Source organism: Microcoleus sp. D2_18a_D3, assembly GCF_036702455.1.
Classification (GTDB): Bacteria; Cyanobacteriota; Cyanobacteriia; order Cyanobacteriales; family Microcoleaceae; genus Microcoleus.
This window is the reverse complement of record NZ_JAUBTK010000010.1, coordinates 115,462-136,200: the sequence shown is the minus strand read 5'-3', so window position 1 is coordinate 136,200 and position 20,739 is coordinate 115,462. Positions and strand designations below refer to the sequence as shown.

Below are 20,739 nucleotides of genomic sequence, written 5' to 3'. Positions count from 1 at the left end.
GTCATTGGATTTCTCACCGGATGGTCCTGGATTTTACAGGCTTTATCTCTATCACATCTTTAAAAAAATGGTATAAGAGCCAAGCATAGCACCGAACTTTGAGAAAAATTAGAGGTTTGAAACCGCAGATTAACGCAGATAAACGCCGATTTATTTTGCAGTTTATCTGCGTTAATTTGCGTTCATCTGCGGTAAAAAATTAAATCTGATTATCCTCAGAAAACAATCCCAACAAAGGGCCGAGAATAGCGCCGAAAACAAAGCCGCCGGCGTGAGCCCAGTAGGCAACTCCCCCGGATTCCATGCCGACACTTGCCGGCGCATTCAAGGAAGCCAGGCCGCTCAATGCTTGCTGTGCAAACCAAAATCCTAGAAAGAAGAAAGCGGGGACTCTGACGGTGGTAATAAAAATTCCCAAGGGAAGCAGTGTCAGAACTTTGGCTTGGGGATATCTGAGAATGTAAGCTCCCATCACGCCTGCGATCGCGCCGCTAGCACCTAGGGACGGAATGGCAGATGCTGAGGAAAAAAACCACTGAGTTAGTGACGCTAAAACGCCGCAAGTAAGGTAAAATATTATAAATTTGACGTGTCCTAAACGGTCTTCTACGTTGTTGCCAAAAATCCACAAAAATAACATATTTCCGGCAATGTGGAGAAAGCCTGCGTGCAGGAATTGGGAGCTAATTAGTGTCGTCCATTCGGGAAATGGCGAAACTGGCAGAGCAACCCGACACATATTGCTTAACTGGCAAGGAATTACGGCCCAAGAGTAGAAGAATTGGGTTAATTGTCGATCGCCCAAACTGAGTTCGTACAAAAATACTAATATGTTTGCGGCAACCAGCCCGTAGGTGACGTAGGGAGTGATAGTAATGGGATTTTCATCGCGTAAGGGAACCACAGCCTTTTTTTCCTCATCAAAATATTGGCAACACAGTAGCGCATTTATAGCCCAGGTGTCTCCTGTCTAAAGGAAGAAAGAACAAGTCAATCGATTTTAGATTTTAGATTTTAGATTTTAGATTAAATAATTGAATAATTGAATAATTGAATAAAGCGACTTGACGGATGTATCCGGGGGCTGAAAGAAAAATACAACCCATTTAATAAAACCCTCCACATTGCAGTTAGTTGAATATCTGCTTTTTAGTGTTGGGTTTTATTTTACCGCAAAGCGGTATATTGTAGGATTGCAGAGCAAGTTTGTAGTTGCGATAGTGGTGCAGGGTTTTCACCTCTCAACAAAACTACAAACTTATTTATCCCCTTGCTGATTACATTTTTACAGCGGGGCTAGTCGAAGGTTTAGGCGACTTAATTTCCTGGGAAGCTGCACGGGCGCGGTAGAGTTTAGCAACGACTTGCTCACACTTGGACAAATCCGATTCTATCTCTGTCAAAATGGCAGTTGATACGGGATCTGTGAACTTCACCCGCAGGTTGTTGATATCGACAACACCGGTTTGCAAATCACCGAGAGTGCTCCGCAGTAAGAACGTTTCATCGGTTCCTTGCATCGACGCTTTTAATTTAGCGTACTTGTCAGCAATTTGGGCAGGAATTGAGGGTTTTTCACCGAAATCGTTGAGGCGTTTTTCGAGAGCGAGGATGTGGTTCTGTTTGTTTTTAATCATTTCTCTCAAGAGCGATCGCAAATCGCTATCTTGGGTTTTTTCCGCATAATTTTCAAACGCTTCGCAAGCATAGCGTTCCCCTGCGAGGGCGGTATTCAAACCTTTAACAATGTCGCCTTGTGTCGAACCTCCCCAACCATTAGCTAATTTCCACCATTCTGCATTTGTGTCAGTTTCTTCTGGCAAACCGACTTCTTTTCCGCCGTAACCGAGGCGAGCCAGAATTGCGGTGGTAAATATTGCTAAATCTCCTGGTTGGCGGGAAGTGATCAAGTTGCCGTCTACTACTAAAGCTTCATTAATGTAGTTAGCCCCGGCATTAATCATGTCTTTTTTAATTGCCAAGAAACCAGTCGCATTTTTGCCTTTCAGCAAGTCGGCTTCAATCAAAACTTGCGGGCCGTGGCAAACAGCAGCGACGATTTTTCCTTGCTCAAATGCTTCTCGTACAAAACGTACTGTATTGGGATTAGTCCGCATCATATCGGGAGCCATACCGCCGGGAATTATCACTGCATCGAATTCTGCGGGTACTGCTTCTGTGGTAGTTCCGTCAGCCTGCTGGGCAACTTTTCCTTGTTTCCCTGCATACTTTTCGTTTGTCCGCGAACCGAGGACAACTACATCAAAGTTTGCTTGTTTTAAGGCGTTGTAAGGAACTAAAAATTCGGAATCTTCTACTCCATTTTCAATGAGTATGGCAACTCGTTTGGTGTTGGTGCCGTTATTTGTTGTCATAATCAACTTTCCTCAGACTATCTTTTCATCTAACACTAATTCATTGATGATGTTTTTAGCGTCTTGCTAAAGTGATAAATTAGTGAGTTTTAAAAGATATCAGCGTGAGCCTTGAGAGGTATTTTACCAGAAAGAATTGCTTTAAAGCCTCTCCCATAAGCGGGAGAAATTAAAAGAAGACTATTCATTACTCCAATCCTCTTCCTCCCCAGGTAGAGGTCGCTATCAACTGTCAACTGTCAACTGTCAACTGTCAACTGAAAGAACTGTCTCAATGCACGTAAGAGGCTCCGTTAATGTCGATCGTAGTCCCGGTAGCGTGCGTAGCCAAACCCGACGCTAAAAAGGCGATAACATTGGCAACATCTTGAGGAGGAGCGATTTTGCCGATCGGGATATCGCGAATAATATCAGCTTCACCGAACTCCTGAATAAACTGATTAGACATTTCTGTACTGACAAATCCCGGTGCAACGGTAAAAGCCAAAATATTATCAGCCGCAAACCCTCTAGCAATGCTGCGAGTTAAAGCCACAATAGCACCTTTAGAAGCGGCGTAATGCAGATAATTCGGGTCATCGCCGCGAAAAGCAGCGCGACTTGCTATATTAATAATTGTACCGACTCGGCGAGTTTGAAAATGCAGAATAGATTCCCGGCACAAATCGGCAACGGCAACTAAATTTACTTGTAGAGTTTGCTGCCAAGCTGACGACCAAATATCGAATTTGTCCTCGATACCCGCTGACTGCATAATCCCGGCATTATTAACTAAAATATCAATATGACCCCGCCATTTTAAAGCATCTCGCCACAACATCGAGGCCGCGTTTTCCACCCTCAAATCTGCAGCCAATAAATAACAGCGATCGCGCGCTACACTTGCTGCTACCGCTTCAGCTTCTTTCTGACTGCGAAAGTAATGCAAAATCACCTCGGCCCCAGCATTAACCAGAGTCCGCACCGTCACTGCACCAATCCCTTTCGAGCCACCAGTTACTAAAATTACCTTTCCGGTTAAATCAATCATTTATGTCTCTCTTTTCTCTTTCTCTGTGACCTCTGCGCCCTCTGCGGTTAATAAAAAAATAAATCCCCTTCACACAGGAAATAGAATTGCTATATGATACAGCACATCCCATCTAATGTGTATGCCATTTCCTCATGCTGATGGATATCTGCAATAGACCTCTCCAAAAAAATCCAAATCCTTTCCCCTGTTGGTTTATATGGGAAATATAGCCACTGATTACAGCACTATAGCTTCTTTGTCATTAAACTCGATAACTACAGCGGCTTCGGCACCAAAGGTCGAATCAGCTCCATAATTCGATCATAATTAAAATTATTGATATAATCGGTTAGTGCTTTGGACAAACTTGCTTTGGATTCGGGAATTTGTACGATTAATTCATTCATAACTTCGCTATCGAGATAGTAAGCGGCGTGATACATTTGTTCTAACCACTGAGGGGGCATCATGGATAAATCTTCTACAGACACCGTTTCAACTAATTGTTTTTGTGGAGTTTGTTCTACGACTTCGTAGATATATTGTACTCCCAAATATTTAGCGAGTTTGTCAAAGATGTCCCTCTGCTGAAATGGCTTGTTTATAAAGTCGTTACAGCCAGCCATAAGAACTTTTTCTCGCTCTTCTTCAAAAACACTGGCAGTTAAAGCAATAATGACAGTTTCTTGGCTCTGAGGGCGTTCTCTAATATATTTAGTAGCTGTGTAGCCATCCACGATCGGCATTCGTATATCCATCAGAATCAGGTGCGGCCGCCAACTCTCCCACAGTGAGAGTGCCTCCGCTCCCTGTTTTGCTTCTCTCACCTCAAAACCAACCGAGGTAAGGATATCGAGTAACAAGCGGCGATTTTCTTCTAAATCTTCAACAATAAGAATGCGGTAAGTCGGTTGTCCGGGAGCTAAACCAATTACTCTTTGATTAATTAATTCTGGGGGTAAGGATTCTGCTTGAGGTAACTCTACACCAATCTCAAAAGAAAAAGTGCTACCTCGGTGCAAAGTGCTTTTAACCCCAATTTGACCGCCCATGAGTTTGACGAGTTTTTGACTGATCGCTAAACCAAGCCCACTGCCTTGACTCAAATTATTCCCAGCTTGGGCTTGCACAAATACCTTAAATAGGCTATCAATTTCTGTGGGCGCAATTCCCACGCCTGTATCCTCAACTTCAAAACATAGGTGACAGGATGTTTGGTCTCTTTGTGCTGCTCTTACCCGTAGGGTGACGCTTCCTTGGTTGGTAAACTTAATCGCATTACCGAGCAGATTGACCAAGACTTGATAGAGTTTTTTCTCGTCGCTATGCACAAATTGAGGAAGGTCGGGATCTATCTCGAAAATTAGTTGCAATTCTTTAGATTGGACTTTAACTTGGAACATTTCTTCAATAGAAGTCAGCAAACTTGTCAAATCAAAGTCAGAAGGATTGAGGGTCATCCGTCCGCTCTCTATTTTGGATAAATCTAAAATATCGTTAATCAAGTCCAATAAATGTCTACCGCTACGATTGACAATCTGTAAACGTTCTTGGAGAGAAGGACTCAGATTTCTCTCATAGCTCATCAATTGCGTGAATCCCAAAATTGAGTTGAGGGGGGTGCGGAGTTCGTGGCTCATATTGGCGAGGAAGACAGTCTTGGCTTGGTTTGCTTCATTTGCCTGATGAAATTCCAACTCAGCTTGTTTGCGATCGCTAATGTCAATTAAATATCCCAAAAGTTCTACTGGTGTACCTGAATTATCTCGAATTAGCCTAAGCTGACTGAGCATCCAGCGATAAACCCCATCGGAGCGACGAAAACGGTATTCGTGTAAATAAAAATCATTAGCGAATACATTTGCTAAGTCATTAAGCACTGCTTCTACATCATCTGGGTGTAAGTGATTCACCCAAAATTTAGAATCTTGTAAAAACTCGCTGGTTTCGTAGCCCAATATATCTTTGATATTTTCGCTGATGAACGTTGCTCCATAATCGCCAGCAGGTTTACTGCTAAAAATGAGCACGGGGCTGTAGTTGAGAAGAAAGTTGAGGCGATTTGTGGTAGCTTGCAAGGCTTGCTCAGCCAGTTTTAGCTCTGTGGCGTCCTCCTGAACGGCAACATATACAGTTCCGTATTCAGGATGCTCAAACCTGGATGTATGAACTCTGCACCAAAAGAAAGTTCCATCTTTCTTTCTATTGTGGACTTCATATTTCGCTTCGCCGATTTGTTCAATTTGAGTGACGATATCTAGAACGGTTACATCTGGTGTAAAATTTGTATCGACATAATTCAAGACACCAAGGGCTTGACCTGCGAGTTCGTCCTCTGTGTAGCCAAACATAGCGTCAAAGGTAGGATTGGTGTAGACTATAGTGAGATCTGAGGCTTTAATTAAACACACTCCACCGGCCATGTTATTCATAATAACACTCTGAAGCTCTAGCGTCTTTTGAGCTTCTTTTCGAGCGGTAATGTCTTGGATTTGAGCAATAAAATGCAGTGGATTTCCCTGTCCATCTTGTACTAGCGAGCCATCAAGAATAATCCAAATAATATGTCCTTGTTTATGGAAATACCGTTTTTCCAGTTGGTAAGTTGAAATTGTTCCTGCTAATAGGTGATGTGCATAACTAAGATCCGCGTCTAAATCGTCAGGATGGGTGATGTCTTGGAAACTTAATGCTAACAACTCTTCTGAGGAGTAGCCAAGAATCTGACATAAGGCAGGATTGACTTTAATCCAATGCCCATCAAGTGAAACGATCGCCATCCCGATAGAGGCATCTTCAAACGCATGGCGAAACTGCTCTTCACTGTTTCGTAAAGCCATCTCAATTTGTTTGCGATCGCTAATATCGCGCATAATAACAGTAAATACCGTTTCGTCTCTCATTTCCAGCTTAGAAATAGAGGCTTCAGCCGAAAACTGCGTTCCATCTTGACGACGACCCAAAATCTCGCTTCGTTCTCCCATCCTTCGCGCTCTGGTAGAAGACTGTGCAAATTGTTTGATATGCTGCGGGTGTGCATCTCTAAACTGTTCTGGCAGCAGTAAATTCAGTGGCTCCCCTAAAATATCCTCAATTTTATAGCCAAACATCTTTTCTGCCCCTTTATTAAACAGGGTAATGCGTTGAGTGCGATCGATGGAAATAATTGCATCATTGGCGATTTCTAGAATTCCTGCAAAACGAGCCTGCGATTTTTGTAAAGCATCTGTTCGTTCAGCCACAAGAATTTCTAAAGTTTCGTTAAGTTTTTTAATTTCTTTTTCGGCTTGTTGGCGCTTGTAATCTATCTGGTTTAAAAATCGAGCCGTCCCCAAGATGAGAATTGAGAACGTGAAAACCATAACAGTTGAATGCAATGTATAGCCAAAATTAGCGTTATACCAGTCTAAATTTTGTCCCTGAAGAGTGAACCAGTTCACTGTCACTGGAAAGATCGTCCCCCAAGGCAGCAACCACCGAACCATTACTCCGCCGACTAGGGAACTGGTTACTACTTGCATTAATCCTTCCTTGGGGCGGAGCAATAAAATTCCTCCATAGAGGATGAAAAAGGTGGCGATCGCGTTTACGGGTTGAGTCGTCGTAATTGTGACCAAACGTTCAAGAATATCGACATTGAATAGGTATCCAAATAAAGCTAGTAGAGAAATTAAAGCTGCAACACTACTAAAAATCTGAGCCAACCCAGTGTCCCGTTGGGAATTTTGCCCTAACAGTAACAGTGCTAGTCCCATCAGCACAAAATTTAGGGCGGTACTTACTGCCATTCTTCCCGGATAAGGAGTCGCTGAAGACACGAAATCTCGGAAAAGCCACTCATCAATACCCAGCTTCCAACCAAAAATATACTGGCTCAGCGTCAGCATACCGATGATGATTATCAATCCTGCCATCCCTTGAGCGATGCGATTGTACAGTCGGGTTCTTTGGTACTGCAACAATCTCAAAGACACTCCAGCCAGCAAAAAGCAAATTGCCGTGTTTGCTTTCATGGTCGAAGCCATACCGGGAAAACCACTTTTGAGTAGGGAGATGTCAAATTGCCAACCCAGCAGGACTAGACATCCAATTGCAATGACGAGTAGGCTTGCCATGTGAGAAATGCGCTTGTTCATAAATCGCCTGCTTGGGTTAAAACCATGTTCTTCTGATGTTACGCGAAGCGAAGAAGGGCAACCACTAGGGGACTGCCACTAGCCGAACAATGCAGATTTTGTAGGGCTGCGCCCCGTTGCCAGCGCCATATCTCGGCTTCCAGGACTTCTTTCTGCCTAAAGTGACCTTTATAACCTAATACTTCAACTATACTATTGGTGCATAGGCTTATATTCCTCTAGCAGGAAACTAGGGAAATCAGTATGATTGTCGATCTAACGAGCGATAGGGTGAGCGATCGAGCTACAAACTACCGAGGCAATATTTTAATTGTTGACGATCTGCCTGATAACCTGCGTCTGCTCAGGGATACTTTGAGGGCAGAGGGTTATAAAGTTCGCAGTGCTATAACAGGGGCAATGGCGATCAGAGCCGCCCAATCGCCATCCACGGAGTTAATCTTACTAGACATTAAATTGCCTGATATTGATGGTTATGAAGTTTGCCGACAATTAAAATCTGACGAGCGCACTGCCGACATTCCAATAATTTTTTTGAGTGCGCTAAATGAAACCTTTAATAAGGTGCAAGGGCTTGCGGCTGGAGGGGTAGATTATATTGCTAAGCCATTTCAAGTCGAAGAAGTATTAGCTCGTGTCGAAACCCACCTAACGATCCGAAGGCTGCAACAAAGCCTCCAAAAGCAGAATTTACGTCTCTTGATAGAAATTGAAGAACGGCAACGTCTCGAAGAGTCTCTCTTTGCCGAAAAGGAATTGGCTCAAGTGACACTGCAATCCATTGGCGATGCCGTCATTACCACTGATGCCCAAGGTAATGTGAGATATTTCAATCCGATAGCTGAGCGACTGACAGGCTGGAAAACTCATGAGGTTCAAGGAGTTCCTTTCTCTACAGTCTTCCTAATTGTCGATCAAGTAACGCGAGAGCCCGTAGAGAATCCTATAAACAAGGCTCTATTAGAGGAGCGAATTGTGACCTTAGCTCACAATACTATTCTGATTGGCCCTGATGGAACCGAGTATCCCATTGCTGACTCGGCAGCACCGATTCGAGACCGCCAAGGTCAAATTATCGGGGCAGTCATGGTCTTTCATGATGTTACGGAATCGCGCTATCTCACCCATAAACTCTCTTGGGAAGCCAATCACGACGCCCTGACGGGGTTAATCAACCGTCGCAGATTTGAGCAGCAGTTAGTTGATGCGCTCGCCTCTGTTAAAGATAGCAATCAGCAGCACGCTCTCTGTTATTTAGATTTAGATCAGTTCAAAGTCGTTAACGATACCGTAGGTCATATTGCTGGCGATGAGCTACTTCGCCAAATCACCGCACTTATTCAAAAGGGAGTCCGTGCTAATGATATGCTGGCTCGCTTGGGAGGTGATGAATTTGGTGTTTTGCTCACTCAATGTTCGCTCTCTCAAGCAACTCAGATTGCGGAAAACCTCAAAGACCTAGTGCATAAGTTTCGGTTTATTTGGAATGGCCAAACCTTTATCATCGGAGTCAGCATTGGAGTTGTTGCTATTGACCAAACCAGCCAAGATTTGAGGGAGCTTTTGGGAGCGGCTGATGCAGCTTGTTATGCCGCCAAAGCCAGAGGCCGCAACTGTGTTCATATTTATAGTCTAGATGATGGCGAACTAATTAAACAACGTGGTGAGAGGCAGTTGATTTCCAAAATCAGCCGAGCGCTGGAAACCAATCATTTTTGTCTCTACTACCAAAAGATTGTCTCTATTACCTCTAAACCATTAGTAGAGCATTATGAGATTTTGCTCAGAATGCTGGACGAGAATGGAAAAATAGTATCTCCCGCTCAGTTTATTCCCGCCGCCGAGCGTTACGGCTTGATAACAGAAATCGATTGTTGGGTTATCGAAAAATTTTTCTCTAACTATCACAATTTTCCCGAAAAAGATGTTCTTAGTCAAGGCTTGTATACGATAAATCTTTCTGGTGCTAGCATTAGTAACCATCAGTTTATGAGGTTTTTAATCGAACAATTTTCTCGCTACCAAGTCCCCCCACAAACCATTGGTTTTGAAATCACGGAAACCGCAGCGATCGCGAATTTTGAGCAAGCCAGATATTTCATGACCGAGCTCAAAAAGATTGGCTGTTGCTTTGCTTTAGATGATTTTGGCAGTGGGTTGAGTTCCTTTGCTTATCTGATGAATTTACCAGTTGATTATCTAAAAATTGATGGTGCTTTTGTCAAGAATATTAGTCATAATTTGATTTCTCAAGCGCTCGTTGAAGGGTTTAATGGTATTGCCCATGCGATGAATCTGCAAACTATAGCTGAGTTTGTCGAAGACGAGACTATCTTAGAAAAATTGCGGGAGATTGGAGTAGATTATGCTCAGGGTTATGGGATCGGCCGCCCTGTTCCTATTAATTTTAATCTCTAGTCGATCGCACGCTTGCCAGCGAACCCATTGCCTCACGCCTGCGCCCGGTATGCAGGCTTCCCAGAGTCGATCGCCCCCTGCTACAAGGGTGACTCAATTTACTGTGTCACATTGAGATCGAATGTGCTGTAATTGTAAAGGATTGAGTGTTCTATTGGAAATAAACCGGAAAATTTGCCATGAAAGCAGTTGCGTTCGATCGCTACGGTTCAGCCGAGGAATTGCAATACCGAGAGTTAGAAAAGCCGATCGCCAAATCCAACGAATTGTTAGTGCGAGTTCGCGCTAGCAGCGTCAATCCCGTAGACTGGAAAATCCGGCAAGGACACCTGCAACTATTAACAGGATTTAACTTTCCTCGAATTGTCGGTTCTGACATTTCGGGAGTTGTCGTGGAAGTCGGCCGGGAAGTCACCAAATTTCAACCTGGAGACGAAGTTTATACTTTTTTAAATCCCATGAGTGGGGGTGCTTGCGCCGAATACGCAGTCGTGGCAGAATCGGATGCCGCCTTTAAACCGAAAAACATCACTCATGCAGAAGCAGCAGCAGTACCGATCGCAGGTTTAACTGCTTTGCAATCGCTGAGGGATTTGGGTCAAATTCAAGCAGGAAACAAAGTATTGATTAACGGCGCTTCCGGCGGAGTCGGCACTTTTGCCGTGCAATTTGCGAAAGCAATGAATGCGGAAGTAACGGGAGTTTGCAGTGCTAAAAATAGAGAATTTGTCAAGAGTTTGGGAGCCGATTTTGTCCTGGATTACGAACAAATTGACTTTACTCAACAAACCGATAAATATGATATAATTTTAGATGCTGTGGGGACAAGAACATTTGCTGAATGCGAAAAAGTGCTGCAACCAGAGGGAGTTTATATATCGACTTTGCCAAGTTTCGAGAACCTCGCACCGATGTTAACGAGCTGGTTTATATCGGGTAAAAAAGCTAAATTCATTCTAGCCAATGCCCATCCCAGCGATTTAGAGGCTTTGCGGGAGTTAATAGAATCCGATAAAGTTGAGCCGATTGTCGATCGCACTTACAGCTTACAAGAAGTAGCAGCAGCCCACGCTTACAGCGAAACCGGCCGCGCGATCGGCAAAATTGCGATCGGGATTGAATAATGAAGGGAATACACGGATTTTGATACCCCTACACGGATTAATTATCGATCGTTCCTTCTGCTGCTGAAGTCAGAATGAAGAATGAAGAAGGAAGTCGGAGCAATTATGAAATAACTATTCTCCATTTCCAATTACCAATTTCCAATTACCAATTTTCAATTACCCATTCCCTCTTCCCAATTACCCCTTACCAATTACCCATTTCCTATGACTGCTCCCTCAAACTTGGAGACACCCGAACAAGGTTCCGACAACAACCTCGAAGCAATTAGCCAGGAAAACAGCATTGCACCAATCGCAGGCGGTGCGATGGGTTCTCGCAACTTAGAAAACGAATTTCTAGACGAACTTCCCGACGAAGTTGAAATGTCTTTATTCGACCATTTAGAAGAATTGCGTATGCGACTTTTCTACTCGCTAATTGCAGTAGTAATCGCTGTAATCGGTTGCTTTTTCACAGTTAAACCCATTGTGCAACTGCTAGAAGTACCGGCAGGGCCCGTCAAATTTCTGCAACTAGCTCCCGGCGAGTATTTCTTTGTTTCTATCGAAGTAGCCGGATACAGTGGTTTGCTCCTTGCCACTCCGTTTATTTTTTACCAGATAGCGCTGTTTGTTCTCCCCGGCTTGACTCGGAAAGAACGCAGGTTGCTGGGGCCTGTGTTTTTCGGATCTAGTTTCCTATTTTTGGGCGGTTTAGTATTTGCTTACATCGCTCTGATTCCGGCGGCGCTCAACTTCTTTGTTAGCTATGGGGCGGATGTTGTAGAGCAGTTGTGGTCGATCGACAAATACTTTAAATTTGTACTGCTGTTAATGTTCAGCACCGGCTTAGCTTTTCAAATCCCGATTGTCCAAGTATTGCTCGGAGTTTTGGGCATAGTTTCTTCCAACCAAATGCTCTCCGGCTGGCGGTATGTAGTCTTGGGAGCGGCAGTTTTGGGAGCGGTGTTAACGCCTTCTACTGACCCTTTAACGCAAAGTCTTTTAGGAGGTGCGGTGCTGAGCTTGTATTTTGGCGGGGTTGGTTTGGTAAAGCTTTTAGGGCGCTAAAAACTCCACAGAAAGATCGATCGACTCGCAGCCCCAAAAATATAGAGACGCGATCGCCCGCGCCTCTATAATTACTAAAAGTTAAAATTCCACACCAAAGTTTTGTCAAAACTTTGACTACATTCGGAACTGTTCGACTTCTGGAGTGTAGCCGATCGGCAAAACGTAATCCAGATTCTCGTGGGGACGAGCAATTATGTGATACGATAGCAACTTTCCGCCATCGACCTTTTTAACTGATTCAACTCCAGCAGCAACGGCTGCTTGCACTTCAGAAACATCTCCTCGCACTATAATTGTCCAGTAGGCGCGGGTTATTTTCTCATAGCGAACTAAAGTAACACGGGCTGCTTTCACCATTGAGTCCGCAACTTCTACTGCAGCGGGAAATCCTAAGACTTCAACCATTCCCAGTGCAACACCCATTACAACATTCTCCTAAATTTCACAAGATATCTGACCTTCATTGTATGTGAAATTGTTGACAGAAATTGGTTCCGATGATTTTGGTAAGCTAGAAGTCCGATCGCCCAAAATTAAAAAAGCCCCTAAAAAGCCCCAGAAACTGTTGCGGCATTTAAATCCCACAGTTGGGGGCGCGCAGCAAAGCCCGCCACACAAGACTTTGAATCAAAACAACTGTGCAAATTAGATGGGCCACAGCTTAGTTTCTCACCAGCAGCAAGTCCTATGACAAGCTCGCCGATCGATTTTCGGGACTTTGGGCTCAACTAATCCAGCCACGGCGCGACACAAAACTTTAGGGAACTCTCCCAGATCCCGGCTGTGGAGTCAATCGATTTTAGATTTTAGATTTTAGATTCAAGAATTGAAGCATTGACCCCACGGATCAATTCGGGGGCTTGTGTATCGGATACAGGTTTTTTATTTCTCGGTCCTGAGTTTGCGCGTTGGAATGAATCCGGGGGCTTGTATCGTGGATGATGAAGGTCAATCTAAAATCTAAAATCTAAAATCTAAAATCGACTGAGTGATTCAAAACTCGTCTAGCAACCACTCCGAGGCTCTTTCTCCCAAATCTAGGGGAACGCTGACAGCTTTACCCAAGCGGGGGCGATCGCGAGTAGTTACGATATATTCTCTCACCTGTTCTGTGCTCCCCCAGCCGTTGAGGTAATTGGCCACCGCATCCAAATGCTCGAAATAATCAGCCTCCGTCATCGGAAAAGATGCCTGTTCTAGATATTTCCACATAACTTGCACAAAAATCTTGCCCCGCGTTCGCCGCAATCTGATATCGTAAGACTTTCCCCATTTTTCTAGCAGTAGCTGGTGTAAATCCTGGCCCGTCATGGTTGCTCCTGAGTTAATCCATTAAACAATAAAAGACAAAGTTCAAAAAATGTAATAATACTCTAATAAAGGCTGGAAGGCGCATTCTTAAAAGGAATTTTCGCGGCCTAAAATTTGTGCTAGCAGATTAACGGCAATTATCCCAGTTGTCTGCACGTACAGGTTCGCTAACAGCTAACAAACAAACGTAACTTAAAACCGTAAAGGCAGGTCATGGCTCAATCTTCTGCTGGAAATCCCGATGTTCCCGATATGGGGCGTCGCCAATTTATGAATTTGCTGACGTTCGGTACAGTCACAGGTGTGGCACTGGGCGCACTCTATCCCGTTGTCCAATATTTTGTTCCTCCGTCGAGTGGGGCAGTTGGTGGCGGGGTGACAGCTAAAGATGCTTTGGGTAACGACATCATCGTTAGCGAATATTTGGCTTCGCACCCTGCGGGCGATCGCAGCTTAGCCCAAGGTCTCAAAGGCGACCCCACCTATGTTGTGGTGAAAGAAGACCAATCTATCGCCGACTACGGCATCAATGCAGTCTGCACTCACTTGGGTTGCGTCGTGCCTTGGAATGTTAGCGAAAACAAGTTTATCTGTCCTTGCCACGGTTCTCAATATAACAATGAGGGCAAAGTGGTGCGCGGCCCCGCGCCTTTGTCTCTGGCCCTGGCCCACGCCACTGTCGCAGATGACAAGATCGCTTTTACAACTTGGACAGAAACAGATTTCCGCACCGGCGAAGCACCTTGGTGGTCTTAAACTATTTTGGATTTTAGATTTGAGATTTTAGATAGGGGGTGAATGGTGAAAACCACAGATAATTGCATCCCTAAAGCAGTCTAATAATCCAAAATCCAAAATCCAAAATCCAAAATCCAAAATCCAAAATCCAAAATTGTCTGACCTTTGAGATTGAATACTCTAATGCCACAAACTAATTTATCTGCGATATTTCGCCGCAGTGCCAGGACGATCGCGAAAACAGCCTTAATTGCGATCGTAGCCGCAGGATTTTTCCTCACCAGCGACATCGCACTTCCCCAAGCAGCATTTGCTTACCCTTTCTGGGCCCAGCAAACAGCACCCGCTACTCCCCGCGAAGCAACAGGTCGCATTGTTTGCGCTAACTGTCACCTTGGTGCAAAACCGACTCAAGTTGAAGTACCGCAATCTGTTTTGCCTGACACAGTTTTTGAAGCTATTGTCAAGATTCCCTACGATACTAGCGTGCAGCAAGTTGTCGGCGACGGTAGCAAAGGCGGCTTGAATGTCGGTGCAGTTGTGATGTTGCCCGAAGGTTTCAAGATTGCTCCCGCTGACAGAATTCCCGAAGAAATGAAGGAAAAAGTCGGTGATCTTTACTTCCAACCTTACAGCGAAACCCAAGAAAATATTGTTTTAGTGGGCCCAGTACCGGGAGAACAGTATAAAGAATTGGTATTCCCAGTTTTGTCCCCGAATCCGGCAACTGACAAGTCCGTTCACTACGGCAAATACCAAATTTATGTTGGTGGCAACCGCGGTCGCGGTCAGGTTTATCCTACTGGCGAAAAGAGCAATAATACTGTTTACAATGCTTCGGTAGCTGGCAGCATTTCTAAGATTGCTCAACCTGAAGATGGCGGTTATCAAGTGACAATTCAACCTGCCGAAGGTGCAGCGGTTGTTGATACGATTCCCGCAGGCCCAGAACTGATTGTTACCGAAGGACAAACAGTTGCAGCAGGCGAACTTTTGACGAACAATCCTAATGTGGGCGGCTTCGGTCAAAAAGACGTGGAGATTGTGCTGCAAAGTGCCGATCGAGTTAAAGGATTGATGGCTTTCGTGGCTATAACCATGCTGGCTCAAATCATGCTGGTTCTCAAGAAGAAACAGGTCGAAAAAGTTCAAGCTGCTGAAATGAATTTCTAAACGCGGCTGTAATTAGTTGGGGAAGGTGCTCTGTGCACACCCAACTATTAGGTAAGTAGGGCGGGTATTCCCCGCCTTATTCTTTGATAAATAACAAGTAAAATAATGTTAATTGATGAGAAGATAGTTGAAGTAGGCCCGCTGCAATGGTTTTATCGGGAAACAAATCCGGTTAACGAAACTGGTAAACCGCCCGTACTGCTGCTGCACGGTTTGCCGTCCCAGAGTTTTACCTGGACTGTAATAATGCCGGATTTGGCTGCACAGGGATTTAGATCGATCGCCCCAGATTGGGTGGGTTACGGGCGATCGACAAAACCAGACAAGCGCGACTTTGCCTACACTCCCGATGCTTTTATTGACGCCCTCGCTGGCTTTATTCAAGCTATAGAATTAGACCGATTTTACCTAGTTGTTCAAGGATTTTTAGCTTCAGCCGGCATTCAATACGCTTTACGCAATCCCGATAAAATTGAGCGTCTAGCCGTCATCAATACACCAGTTTCACCAGATATCAAGTTGCCTTGGAAAATGCAGCAGTTGGGGCTGCCTTTTATTGGCGACATGATGACGCAAGACCCGCTTTTGGTTGACAGAACTCTCGAAGGTGGCTGCGGCCAGACAATATCAGACAAGGATTTAGATGTTTACCGCCGCCCGTTTTTGAAGAGTTCGGATGCGGGTCGATCGCTCATGAATACAGTCCGCAATATTCAATTGCCGCAGTCAATGGCCGAAATTGAATCCGGCTTGAAAGCATGGACTCGACCAACTTTATTTGTCTGGGGTTTGACAGATCCTTGGCTGAGTGTTGAACCTGCTAAAAAGCTAGTGGGTTCCCTGCAAAATGCAGAGTTAGTCACACTGGAACAAGCGGGGCATTATCCTCAAGAACATTGGTCAGAAAAAGTTGGCGATGCTGTGATAACTTTTCTGCGCCGCCAGGAGGTAAAATAATATTTTGTACATAACTCTCGGTGCTGGGTCAGCGAAGCAGAGCCAAAGCATCTGCGTTTCCAGGCAGAGCCTTGGAACGAACACGATCAACCCCGTACCCGCCCTGTGCCCGCTCGCAACGAGCAATCTAAAATCTAAAATCTAAAATCTAAAATCGACATGACTCGTCCCCGTTCAATTTTTGCCTTGATGATGGCGTTTTTGATGGCATTTCTGGTTAGTTGCAGTAGTGTCGAAGCAAAAGTTCCAACCACTTACACAGCAGCCCAGACCCAGCAAATTCAGCGCTATGTTCCTACTCTGACCGATTTCCGATCGCGCATGGATAAACTGGGAACCCTAATTCAAAAACGGAATTGGGTTGATACCAGAACTTACATTCACGGGCCTCTAGGCGACTTGCGGAACACCATGAAAACCGTCTCTGCGAGTTTGTTGCCTAGTTCTCAACAGCAAGCTGTTGATTTAACTAAGAGTTTGTTTACCGATTTGGTTAACATTGATCTTGCTGCTAAAGAGCTTGACTATGCAAAAGTCACGGCCAGCTATCAAAAAGCTGTCAATGATTTCGATACCTTCTTGCAGCTAATTCCTAAAGCTTAATAGCTTGGGGTTTGTAGGCTGGGCAATAGATGGGTGTCAAATTAAGACTGAAACCCATAATAAATATCGCTTGTAGTCGAGTCTAGATCCCCCCTAGCCCCCCTTAGTAAGGGGGGGGACAAGAGTATTCAAACTCCACCTAAAAAAAGGGGGCAGAGCATTCAAAGTCAACCCCTACTCCCCTTATTAAGGGGGAGTTAGGGGGATCGAGACTTCGAGACAAACGATAAAAACAGAGGATTTTACTGTTAATTTGACACGCTTTGCGCTCAGAACCCTACGAAAAACTTCTATAAAATATAAAATATAAAATATAAAATATAAAATATAAAATATAATGATACGCATTGCAATTATTGGTTGCGGTATTATTGGGGCTTCGATCGCCTTTGAACTAAGTCAATTTCCCGAACTAAAAGTTACTGTGTTCGACAAACAGCCGCCGGCACAAGGGTCTACTGGCGCGGCACTCGGTGTTTTGATGGCAGTTATAAGCAACAAAACTAAGGGTAGAAAGTGGCAGTTGACGGAAACCAGCCTTCAGCGCTACGAAACTTTGATTCCAGAATTGGAAGCAGTTACGGGGCGAAAAATTCCTTTTAACAAACAAGGAATTTTAATGCTTTGTTCGGAGGGAGAGGATTTAAGTAAGTGGGAAAATTTGATAGCAACTCGCCGTTCTCAAGGTTGGCAATTGGAACTTTGGGATGTGGAACGAGTTCGCGATCGCTGCCCTCATATCTCTTTAAATGATAAGATTATTGCTGCGATTTATTCGCCTCAAGACCGGCAAGTCGATCCGACGGCGCTAACTTTGGCTTTGGTTGATGCTGCTGAACGAAATGGGGTAATTTTTGAGTTTGGCGTGGAAGTTGAAGGAATTAGTGAGTTGGATTCTCCGGTGTCTCAGATTCAACTCCCATCTTCCATTACTGTCAATACGTCTTGTGCAACCGGCAGGATGCCTGTTATTGAAAATTTCGATCGACTAATTGTTTGCGCTGGTTTGGGTTCTGCTGCTGTCACTGCATCGTTAAATCAGTTGGTTGACATTCGCCCGGTGTTGGGACAAGCGCTGCATTTGCGATCGGCAAAGCCTTTAGGAAACCCTGATTTTAGGCCAGTAATTACTTGCGATGACGTTCACATTGTGCCTTTGGGCGATTCCCTACGGGATAGCTTCGCTTCACGGGAAGTTTGGGTGGGGGCGACAGTGGAGTTTTCCGAAAATGGCGGGGAAATTCAGGCGAATGCTGATATGTTGGCGCAAGTGATGGCAAGGGCGAGAGCACTTTGTCCCGCCTTAGCAGACGCTGAAATCATCAGGAAATGGTCAGGATTGCGCCCGCGGCCGGAAGGGCGGCCGGCACCAATTATCGAGACGCTTCCCGGTAACGATCGCGTTCTCATAGCCAGCGGCCACTATCGCAACGGTGTTCTGCTGGCCCCTGCAACAGCGCGATCGATTCGAGAAATGATTTTGCAATAATTAACAAATGTTAATATAATCAAGATAGCAATTCATATCTTACATCTAAATATGTCCGACAAACCTTTAGGTAAACCCCGCTCTTTGTGGCGAGTAATTTTGCTGTCGGCAGTCACCTTGCTGCTATATTACGGATGGTACAAATGGATTATTCAAGAAGAATTGCGTCGCTATAACGGCAGCGGTTGGTCGGGAACTCTTTGCTTGCTTCCTTTTGTTTTAGGAGTAGCCGTCCCCCAAGCTTTGCGGATATTCGACCCTGACGTTCCCGGATGGTTTGGTTGGTTTTCCCTCCTGGGTATTGCTTGGATTTACATTGTGCAATTCAAACTTTACAACACAGTTAACGAATTGTACCGCCAAGAAGGAATTAAAGAACCGCTAACAGTGTGGTGGATTTTTGTACCTGGTTTAAATTTAGTTGTCGGCTTGCGGCAAATTCACTTTTTGAGCCAGTTTTGGGCGAGAAAACAGGGAATTGAAGTTAAGGATAACTTAGCCGAAAGTATTCCTTTTCTGTCAGCTAACGCTTAATCTGTATTAAGGCATCTGGACTTGTTGCTGCAATTTCTCTGGGATTTGCAGCGATCGCATCTACATATTCTATTCTCAAGGAGTTACGTGGACTTTTAACATCTCCCAAGTGTCCCGTTCCATGTTCAAGATATTGCCCACTTCTTGCAAAAGTTCATAAGCCTTGAAATTTATGGGAATTTCTTCTTCAATGAGAATATTGCACAAAGTCTCTAACGCCAGATTCCACTCGCCCGCCTGAATATCTGAAACCCTAAATTATATTTGAGTGTCTGACAGTTGGGGTTTCACGATGTTAATGAGTTCATGGAGTTTACTTTCTACAAGTTTATAGTCAAACATGAGTCTATCTCCTGTTGGGAGCGATCGGGCATTATGAGCCAAGCCACTTGAGAAAAGGAACCGAGTTTCTCACCTACTCAATACTTTGAATTAGTTTAATGTTATTTCTCAGCCATTCATTGACCAAAACTTGAACCTCCATCTTTTTATGCTCAGCAATTTTAGTCACAAATTCCTCGACATCTGGTTCGAGATAAATGGGATAATGAAACGTAGCATCAGGATGGTAAAACTTGCCTTGCTCTGATGAAGAAAAGTCATACTCTGATTTCATAATTTCCTCTCTTGATAAGCTTGGGTTTCAGTCAAATTAGCTTTGCGGGCTGAAATTATCCGAATTATACAGGAGGTGCGATCGGTTTGTTCAAAGGTATGGATGACAACCCTTAAAGTTCCTGTTTCATCTAAGCCTATGGTAATCCATCTATCTTCATCTTGACTGTGTTCTTCATCATATATTGTTAATTGAGAACTATCGCGGAAAACAGTTGATGCCAAACGAAAATTTAATTGATGCTTGCGAATATTTTGCTTTTCTTTGGCTGGATTCCAATCAAAGTTATAATCCAAGGCAATTTATTATGGTAAACGAAGCTGCAATTAAATTATAACATAAATTATGAGTTAATGACTTCATGGAGTTTACTGCCAACAAGTTTGTAGCCAAACATGAGTTTATCTCCTTTTGAACTCGATCGCGATCGGGAATTATGAGCTAAGCCACTTGAGAAACGTATAGCGGAATCTTGTCTGGCGACTTAAATCCTGGTAAGTGACTCCTGGAATCGCGCACATTTTAATCTTAACATTGCTGAACTTTGACTGCACTTCCGATTCCAGCTTGTCGAGGAGTCTTAGATACCCGACTTTGTGAATAAGTCGGATATCTGGGTATTTTTCACCAGAACCGATTCGGCAAATCGGCCAAAATTAGTTTGAGTTCCGGTTCATTAACCCGCTTAATTGCTTTAGGAATACTTACCCACTGCCGCTTTCTCTTGGTAGCTTCGGGCCAAATTTCCAGAACTGCTTGCACTTCCATTAAAAATACTCCTACCAGCCAAGTACAGCCGGACTTTTGATACTCGTAAGTTCCTAGCAAATCCGGGAACACTTTACCCAACAAACCTGCTTCTTCCCAAGCTTCCTTGGCGGCCGAATCTTGGGGAGTCATGTCAGGTTCAATTAATCCTTTGGGAATCACCCAGCGCTTGCTAGCCGAAGAAGTAATTAGCATTACTTCAATTTTTCCGTCTTGAATACGATAGGGAATTACCCCCGATTGCTCTACCAATACAGCGGTTCTTATACTCATGATTTATGCAATATTTATTGGTAAAAAAGCTGCTACATCAAAGCTTTACAAATTAAAAAAAATTGCATTCTGATTCTCGATAATTCCCCAGTTGAGACAACAAAGTGGAGAATAGAGATATTTGGTTTTTCCCCTCTGTGCAAAATAGGAAATTCC

20 protein-coding genes are annotated in these 20,739 nt (G+C 44.2%); 10 read left to right on the top strand and 10 right to left on the bottom strand.

Translation table 11 applies throughout. The features are described 5' to 3' along the window. Positions 1-199: 199 nt before the first annotated feature. The 4 genes from QUB06_RS07475 to QUB06_RS07460 all read right to left on the bottom strand — a co-directional run bounded on the left by QUB06_RS07475 (position 200) and on the right by QUB06_RS07460 (position 7,523). Positions 200-904: a rhomboid family intramembrane serine protease gene (locus tag QUB06_RS07475; RefSeq protein WP_333434750.1), complete on the bottom strand. Its 705-nt coding sequence runs from the start codon at positions 902-904 to the stop codon at positions 200-202. 373 nt (positions 905-1,277) lie between these two features. Beyond that, the gene (locus QUB06_RS07470; RefSeq protein WP_333434749.1) at positions 1,278-2,375 is read right to left on the bottom strand and encodes a DJ-1/PfpI/YhbO family deglycase/protease; all 1,098 of its coding nucleotides are present in this window, start codon (positions 2,373-2,375) and stop codon (positions 1,278-1,280) included. 271 nt (positions 2,376-2,646) lie between these two features. After that, positions 2,647-3,405 carry an SDR family oxidoreductase gene (locus QUB06_RS07465; RefSeq protein ID WP_333434748.1) on the bottom strand — a complete coding sequence of 253 codons (759 nt, stop codon included), beginning with the start codon at positions 3,403-3,405 and terminating at the stop codon, positions 2,647-2,649. A gap of 257 nt (positions 3,406-3,662) precedes the next feature. Further along, positions 3,663-7,523, bottom strand: a complete 3,861-nt coding sequence (locus QUB06_RS07460) for a PAS domain S-box protein (protein ID WP_333434747.1) — start codon at positions 7,521-7,523, stop codon at positions 3,663-3,665. Positions 7,524-7,766: 243 nt separating this feature from the next. Here QUB06_RS07460 and QUB06_RS07455 point away from each other — a divergent pair, with 243 nt between their 5' ends. From QUB06_RS07455 to tatC, 3 genes are all read left to right on the top strand, one after another. Next, complete coding sequence (locus tag QUB06_RS07455; protein WP_333434746.1) at positions 7,767-9,941, top strand: EAL domain-containing protein; 2,175 nt, start codon at positions 7,767-7,769, stop codon at positions 9,939-9,941. A gap of 179 nt (positions 9,942-10,120) precedes the next feature. Continuing rightward, positions 10,121-11,065, top strand: a complete 945-nt coding sequence (locus tag QUB06_RS07450) for an NAD(P)-dependent alcohol dehydrogenase (RefSeq protein ID WP_333434745.1) — start codon at positions 10,121-10,123, stop codon at positions 11,063-11,065. Between the two features lie 207 nt (positions 11,066-11,272). Beyond that, the gene (gene tatC / locus QUB06_RS07445) at positions 11,273-12,118 is read left to right on the top strand and encodes a twin-arginine translocase subunit TatC (RefSeq protein WP_333434744.1); all 846 of its coding nucleotides are present in this window, start codon (positions 11,273-11,275) and stop codon (positions 12,116-12,118) included. Positions 12,119-12,235: 117 nt separating this feature from the next. Here tatC and QUB06_RS07440 read toward each other — a convergent pair whose 3' ends face one another. Next, positions 12,236-12,544, bottom strand: a complete 309-nt coding sequence (locus QUB06_RS07440) for a carbon dioxide-concentrating mechanism protein CcmK (RefSeq protein WP_332957925.1) — start codon at positions 12,542-12,544, stop codon at positions 12,236-12,238. Between the two features lie 46 nt (positions 12,545-12,590). Here QUB06_RS07440 and QUB06_RS07435 point away from each other — a divergent pair, with 46 nt between their 5' ends. After that, positions 12,591-12,770 carry a hypothetical protein gene (locus QUB06_RS07435; RefSeq protein WP_333434743.1) on the top strand — a complete coding sequence of 60 codons (180 nt, stop codon included), beginning with the start codon at positions 12,591-12,593 and terminating at the stop codon, positions 12,768-12,770. Positions 12,771-13,114: 344 nt separating this feature from the next. On the opposite strand, the gene QUB06_RS07430 is transcribed toward QUB06_RS07435, so the two are convergent. Further along, on the bottom strand, positions 13,115-13,432 hold the full coding sequence (locus QUB06_RS07430) for a DUF3067 family protein (protein WP_333036983.1): 318 nt from the start codon (positions 13,430-13,432) through the stop codon (positions 13,115-13,117). Positions 13,433-13,645: 213 nt separating this feature from the next. Here QUB06_RS07430 and petC point away from each other — a divergent pair, with 213 nt between their 5' ends. The 6 genes from petC to QUB06_RS07400 all read left to right on the top strand — a co-directional run bounded on the left by petC (position 13,646) and on the right by QUB06_RS07400 (position 18,926). Next, positions 13,646-14,188: a cytochrome b6-f complex iron-sulfur subunit gene (gene petC, locus QUB06_RS07425; protein ID WP_242717315.1), complete on the top strand. Its 543-nt coding sequence runs from the start codon at positions 13,646-13,648 to the stop codon at positions 14,186-14,188. 165 nt (positions 14,189-14,353) lie between these two features. Next, positions 14,354-15,343, top strand: coding sequence for a cytochrome f (gene petA, locus QUB06_RS07420; RefSeq protein ID WP_333434742.1), 990 nt, complete (start codon positions 14,354-14,356; stop codon positions 15,341-15,343). Positions 15,344-15,448: 105 nt separating this feature from the next. Continuing rightward, positions 15,449-16,300 (top strand): alpha/beta fold hydrolase, encoded by an 852-nt coding sequence (locus tag QUB06_RS07415; protein ID WP_333434741.1) that lies wholly within the window; start codon positions 15,449-15,451, stop codon positions 16,298-16,300. Between the two features lie 159 nt (positions 16,301-16,459). Then, the gene (gene psbQ, locus QUB06_RS07410) at positions 16,460-16,903 is read left to right on the top strand and encodes a photosystem II protein PsbQ (protein ID WP_333434740.1); all 444 of its coding nucleotides are present in this window, start codon (positions 16,460-16,462) and stop codon (positions 16,901-16,903) included. Between the two features lie 337 nt (positions 16,904-17,240). Further along, entirely contained in the window at positions 17,241-18,392 is a 1,152-nt protein-coding gene (locus tag QUB06_RS07405) for an FAD-dependent oxidoreductase (protein WP_333434739.1), read from the top strand. A 51-nt stretch (positions 18,393-18,443) separates the two neighbouring features. After that, on the top strand, positions 18,444-18,926 hold the full coding sequence (locus tag QUB06_RS07400) for a hypothetical protein (protein ID WP_333434738.1): 483 nt from the start codon (positions 18,444-18,446) through the stop codon (positions 18,924-18,926). Between the two features lie 75 nt (positions 18,927-19,001). Here QUB06_RS07400 and QUB06_RS07395 read toward each other — a convergent pair whose 3' ends face one another. The 4 genes from QUB06_RS07395 to QUB06_RS07380 form a co-directional block, all read right to left on the bottom strand. Next, positions 19,002-19,169 carry a MafI family immunity protein gene (locus tag QUB06_RS07395; protein WP_333434755.1) on the bottom strand — a complete coding sequence of 56 codons (168 nt, stop codon included), beginning with the start codon at positions 19,167-19,169 and terminating at the stop codon, positions 19,002-19,004. A gap of 172 nt (positions 19,170-19,341) precedes the next feature. Continuing rightward, positions 19,342-19,542 (bottom strand): hypothetical protein, encoded by a 201-nt coding sequence (locus QUB06_RS07390; RefSeq protein ID WP_333249951.1) that lies wholly within the window; start codon positions 19,540-19,542, stop codon positions 19,342-19,344. Continuing rightward, on the bottom strand, positions 19,539-19,838 hold the full coding sequence (locus tag QUB06_RS07385) for a BrnT family toxin (protein ID WP_333434737.1): 300 nt from the start codon (positions 19,836-19,838) through the stop codon (positions 19,539-19,541). Before QUB06_RS07385 ends, QUB06_RS07390 begins: the two co-directional genes overlap by 4 nt. Positions 19,839-20,166: 328 nt before the next feature. After that, positions 20,167-20,583 (bottom strand): NUDIX hydrolase, encoded by a 417-nt coding sequence (locus QUB06_RS07380; RefSeq protein WP_333434736.1) that lies wholly within the window; start codon positions 20,581-20,583, stop codon positions 20,167-20,169. Positions 20,584-20,739: the final 156 nt, after the last annotated feature.

Bases quoted from the DNA above. Each gene is read 5' to 3' on its own strand.
- QUB06_RS07400 (WP_333434738.1), top strand. From the start codon at position 18,444: ATGTCCGACAAACCTTTAGGTAAACCCCGCTCTTTGTGGCGAGTAATT.
- QUB06_RS07380 (WP_333434736.1), bottom strand. From the start codon at position 20,583: ATGAGTATAAGAACCGCTGTATTGGTAGAGCAATCGGGGGTAATTCCC.
- QUB06_RS07440 (WP_332957925.1), bottom strand. From the start codon at position 12,544: ATGGGTGTTGCACTGGGAATGGTTGAAGTCTTAGGATTTCCCGCTGCA.
- QUB06_RS07450 (WP_333434745.1), top strand. From the start codon at position 10,121: ATGAAAGCAGTTGCGTTCGATCGCTACGGTTCAGCCGAGGAATTGCAA.
- tatC (WP_333434744.1), top strand. From the start codon at position 11,273: ATGACTGCTCCCTCAAACTTGGAGACACCCGAACAAGGTTCCGACAAC.
- QUB06_RS07390 (WP_333249951.1), bottom strand. From the start codon at position 19,542: ATGAAATCAGAGTATGACTTTTCTTCATCAGAGCAAGGCAAGTTTTAC.
- QUB06_RS07470 (WP_333434749.1), bottom strand. From the start codon at position 2,375: ATGACAACAAATAACGGCACCAACACCAAACGAGTTGCCATACTCATT.
- QUB06_RS07465 (WP_333434748.1), bottom strand. From the start codon at position 3,405: ATGATTGATTTAACCGGAAAGGTAATTTTAGTAACTGGTGGCTCGAAA.
- QUB06_RS07460 (WP_333434747.1), bottom strand. From the start codon at position 7,523: ATGAACAAGCGCATTTCTCACATGGCAAGCCTACTCGTCATTGCAATT.
- psbQ (WP_333434740.1), top strand. From the start codon at position 16,460: ATGACTCGTCCCCGTTCAATTTTTGCCTTGATGATGGCGTTTTTGATG.
- petA (WP_333434742.1), top strand. From the start codon at position 14,354: ATGCCACAAACTAATTTATCTGCGATATTTCGCCGCAGTGCCAGGACG.
- QUB06_RS07415 (WP_333434741.1), top strand. From the start codon at position 15,449: ATGTTAATTGATGAGAAGATAGTTGAAGTAGGCCCGCTGCAATGGTTT.
- QUB06_RS07455 (WP_333434746.1), top strand. From the start codon at position 7,767: ATGATTGTCGATCTAACGAGCGATAGGGTGAGCGATCGAGCTACAAAC.
- petC (WP_242717315.1), top strand. From the start codon at position 13,646: ATGGCTCAATCTTCTGCTGGAAATCCCGATGTTCCCGATATGGGGCGT.
- QUB06_RS07430 (WP_333036983.1), bottom strand. From the start codon at position 13,432: ATGACGGGCCAGGATTTACACCAGCTACTGCTAGAAAAATGGGGAAAG.
- QUB06_RS07405 (WP_333434739.1), top strand. From the start codon at position 17,241: ATGATACGCATTGCAATTATTGGTTGCGGTATTATTGGGGCTTCGATC.